Source organism: Rhizobium sp. 268, from assembly GCF_036571585.1.
Lineage (GTDB): Bacteria > Pseudomonadota > Alphaproteobacteria > Rhizobiales > Rhizobiaceae > Rhizobium > Rhizobium redzepovicii.
Genome location: NZ_JAPPSO010000057.1, coordinates 1 through 3,000 on the forward strand (window position 1 = coordinate 1; position 3,000 = coordinate 3,000).

Consider the following 3,000-nt stretch of genomic DNA (forward strand, 5'->3'; position numbering starts at 1 on the left):
TGATCTACAGCACAGGGGGGGCAAAATTGGATAAGCAAAAGGGGTCAATGTTCGGTGCTGATTGACATCGGGATATCGAGGAGATGTTCGGGGAACGCGGCTTCGTGGTCGATCACAGCACAATTAATCGGTGGGTATTGGCCTACGCGCCGATGATTGAGAAGCGGCTGCGTCAGTTCCGCCGGCCACATTGCGGCTCTGTTCGCGTCGATGAGACCTATGTCAAGATCCGCGGCAAATGGCGATACCTATATCGGGCCATCGACAAACACGGCAATCCGATGGACTTCCTGTTGACGGCGAAGCGCGATCTCGACGCCGCCAAACGGTTCTTCCGCAAGATGCTCAAAGACGAGCCCTTGTTGTCGCCGAATAAGATCGGGACGGACGGGGCCAACACCTTCCCGTCAACGATCAAAAAGTCGGTTGATGATGGGCTTCTACATCCGGACCCCGTCCACTATGTCACCAAGCACCTCCAGCAAGGCATCGAAAGTGACCATTTCCGGGTAAAGAAGAACATGCCAAAAATCGGTGGCTTCCAATCTTTCAACACGGCGCGGCGAACCATCGCGGGTTTCGAGGCGATGCTGTGGCTGAGGAAAGGCTTCGGCCTCTCGGGCGTTGGACCATCAACGATCAGAACGATCTGCTTGCGCGCCTCTTCGGACTGCAGAAAGTTAACAAAGCATGAAACTGAAGATGCTCAAGGGATAATCGCGCGCTCCGAAAATGTTTGCGACAGGCCCAGTTTCGATCGCCAGATCCGAATAGAGAGGCTGGCCACCACGCGTCCTGCGACGTGGGGCAGCCCAACCGATCAAAGCTTCCGGCGTTATCCAAACGGTCAAACTGCCACGGCGGCGAAGCGCCGCCTCATACTCCGCCCAGTTCGTCACTTTGAACTTCATTTTTCCGATGTGATGGCGGCGGGCGGCGTTATGTTTGTGCGGCATGCTGGATCAATCAACCTATTTTCGATCCGGCCGCATAGATGAAAAATGTTGAAATTTGATCCCTGCACCAATTCCCTTCTCTCTCTAAAAAGGGGGTTAGAAGGACAGCGTGCGGCCTCTTGCGGCATGGGAAAATAGCCGACGGGCGGCCGGATACAGGTCAAAAAAATAGCGGCCGGAATTGCTGGTCCCGTCCACTATGTTTTTGTTTGCTGAATGTTGCTGGCGTCAGAACTTGGGGGCAGGGGCCTCGATCTCGGGCGGAATGTCGCCTTTGTTCTCGACGGTATGGCCTGCGCGTTCCAAGGCATCGACTACGGCCAGGATCGCGGATCGGTCCTCGATCTCAAACTTTGCGCCTGCGAAAACGAAATTAAGACCGGGAGTAGAGCGAAAGAGGGGGAGAATGTCTTTCTGAATTACGCCCACGTCGCGCAGGGGAATACAGCGATCAAGGCCAAACCTGAAGGCCGTCGTTGGCTCGTCGAACCAGGTGAGAATTACGTTCGTCATGTCATGCTGCCTTTCGCTCGATGTAGCCCGGAACGTCGCCTGTATGCTTGATCTCGAATCCGATTGCTACCAGTTTTGGGAGAACCTGGATTGGAGGGGGCAGGGTAGGACCACGCAATCCACTCGTCCCGGTGCTGGCGCGGCAGAAAGCCGCCTGCAGCAAGGGTCAAGGAAACGATCTGAGTTCTCCCGAATCAAGTCCCTGGGCCAGCTCGACGCGGAAAGCGACGGCCTCACCCTTGGCAAATCCTGACAGGTTCCAATGCAAGGTAATAGCCTTCTTCATGGCGTTGGTGCGGGGATATGAAATCGAGGGCATTTCGATCTTTGATGTAGTTGGTTATGCCTGCGTGACTTGACGCCGGATAGACTCCGGGCGTCCACAAGCCAGCATGCGGTTGAGAACGATGCAACCGATGGCAACCTCGGTCTGTTGAGCCGGAAAGGAGCGGGCCCGCAGGCGCAATCCGATCAGCCCCTTGTATCGTCCGATGGCGGTTTCGATCAGCGCACGCTTGCCGTAGCCGGCGGCTGCCTGCCATTTCAGCCGACCGTCGCTTGCGATTGCGGCAATGTGCTTGTCCCTTTGACCAGGCGGTCCGGTATCACCGCTTTCCACCGCCGTGGAACGCGGTGGAATGACAATACCCGCGGTTGCGCTGTGCTGCAGGATAGACCGATAGGTTGGTTTGCCGTCATAGGCTCCGTCGGCCGGGAACTGGTCGATCTCGCCGTCGATCTGATCGAGCAGCGGTGCCACCTGGGAAGGATCATCCGTTTTCTGGTCTGTCAGCCCATGGGCAATGATCGCGCCACTTTTGGCATCCACTGCCAGATGCAGCTTGCGCCAGTTGCGACGTGATCTGGCGCCATGTTTTTGCTCCAGCCACTGCCCGGCGCCGTAGACTTGCAATCCCGTGCTATCGACAAGCACATGCAGCGGGCCGTCCGGCAGCGGCGGGTTTCGTCGGGCTGATGGCTCCCACTTCTGTGCCCGACGGCTCAGCGTCGTATGATCTGGAACTGGGACTTTCAGCCCCATGAGATCCAGCAGCGAGTGGAGCAATCCCTCGGTCTGGCGCAGCCGCATTGCGAAGACGCAACCCAGCGTCAGCGCAGTCTCAATGGCGAGATCGGAATACTGGGCTTGGCCGCCGCGGGTCCTGCCTCGCGGAGCGCGCCATCCGGCCAGTGCCTCCGGCGTTACCCATAAGGTCAGGCTACCACGCCGGCGCAGACCTGCTTCGTAGTCACGCCAATTCGTCACCCTGAATTTCATCTTTCCGACGTGATGACGACGATCGGCGTTGTGTTTGTACGGCATGGCACTCGGATCAAACTGATTTCGATCCTGCCTGCTTATCGCCAAACCGTTGACAAAGGATCCATGCACCAACGCTAATCCGATCACACGAAAGAGGCAAGGCAGGCGACTGCGGCGAATTGAATCACCCCGGTCAGATGAGATCGTGTCCATGGGAGTGGTTGTCTATTCGCATCCGGTTAGTCAAGGTTGCTTTGGCCTTTCGCT

2 protein-coding genes and 2 pseudogenes are annotated in these 3,000 nt (G+C 57.2%); 1 reads left to right on the forward strand and 3 read right to left on the reverse strand.

Annotation, left to right across the window (positions count from 1 at the left end; translation table 11 throughout):
- Positions 1–65 precede the first annotated feature (65 nt).
- Positions 66–694: pseudogene (locus OS035_RS33330) on the forward strand (IS6-like element ISRle7 family transposase); the annotation flags it as partial.
- A 25-nt stretch (positions 695–719) separates the two neighbouring features.
- Here the strand turns inward: OS035_RS33330 and OS035_RS33335 are convergent.
- The 3 genes and pseudogenes from OS035_RS33335 to OS035_RS33345 form a co-directional block, all read right to left on the reverse strand.
- Positions 720–956: pseudogene (locus tag OS035_RS33335) on the reverse strand (IS5/IS1182 family transposase); the annotation flags it as partial.
- Between the two features lie 228 nt (positions 957–1,184).
- The gene (locus tag OS035_RS33340) at positions 1,185–1,469 is read right to left on the reverse strand and encodes a hypothetical protein (protein WP_331815627.1); all 285 of its coding nucleotides are present in this window, start codon (positions 1,467–1,469) and stop codon (positions 1,185–1,187) included.
- 340 nt (positions 1,470–1,809) lie between these two features.
- Positions 1,810–2,793 (reverse strand): IS5 family transposase, encoded by a 984-nt coding sequence (locus OS035_RS33345; RefSeq protein WP_331815629.1) that lies wholly within the window; start codon positions 2,791–2,793, stop codon positions 1,810–1,812.
- Positions 2,794–3,000 lie beyond the last annotated feature (207 nt).

Coding starts and splice junctions, on each gene's coding strand:
- OS035_RS33345 (WP_331815629.1), bottom strand. CDS start 2,793: ATGCCGTACAAACACAACGCCGATCGTCGTCATCACGTCGGAAAGATG.
- OS035_RS33340 (WP_331815627.1), bottom strand. CDS start 1,469: ATGACGAACGTAATTCTCACCTGGTTCGACGAGCCAACGACGGCCTTC.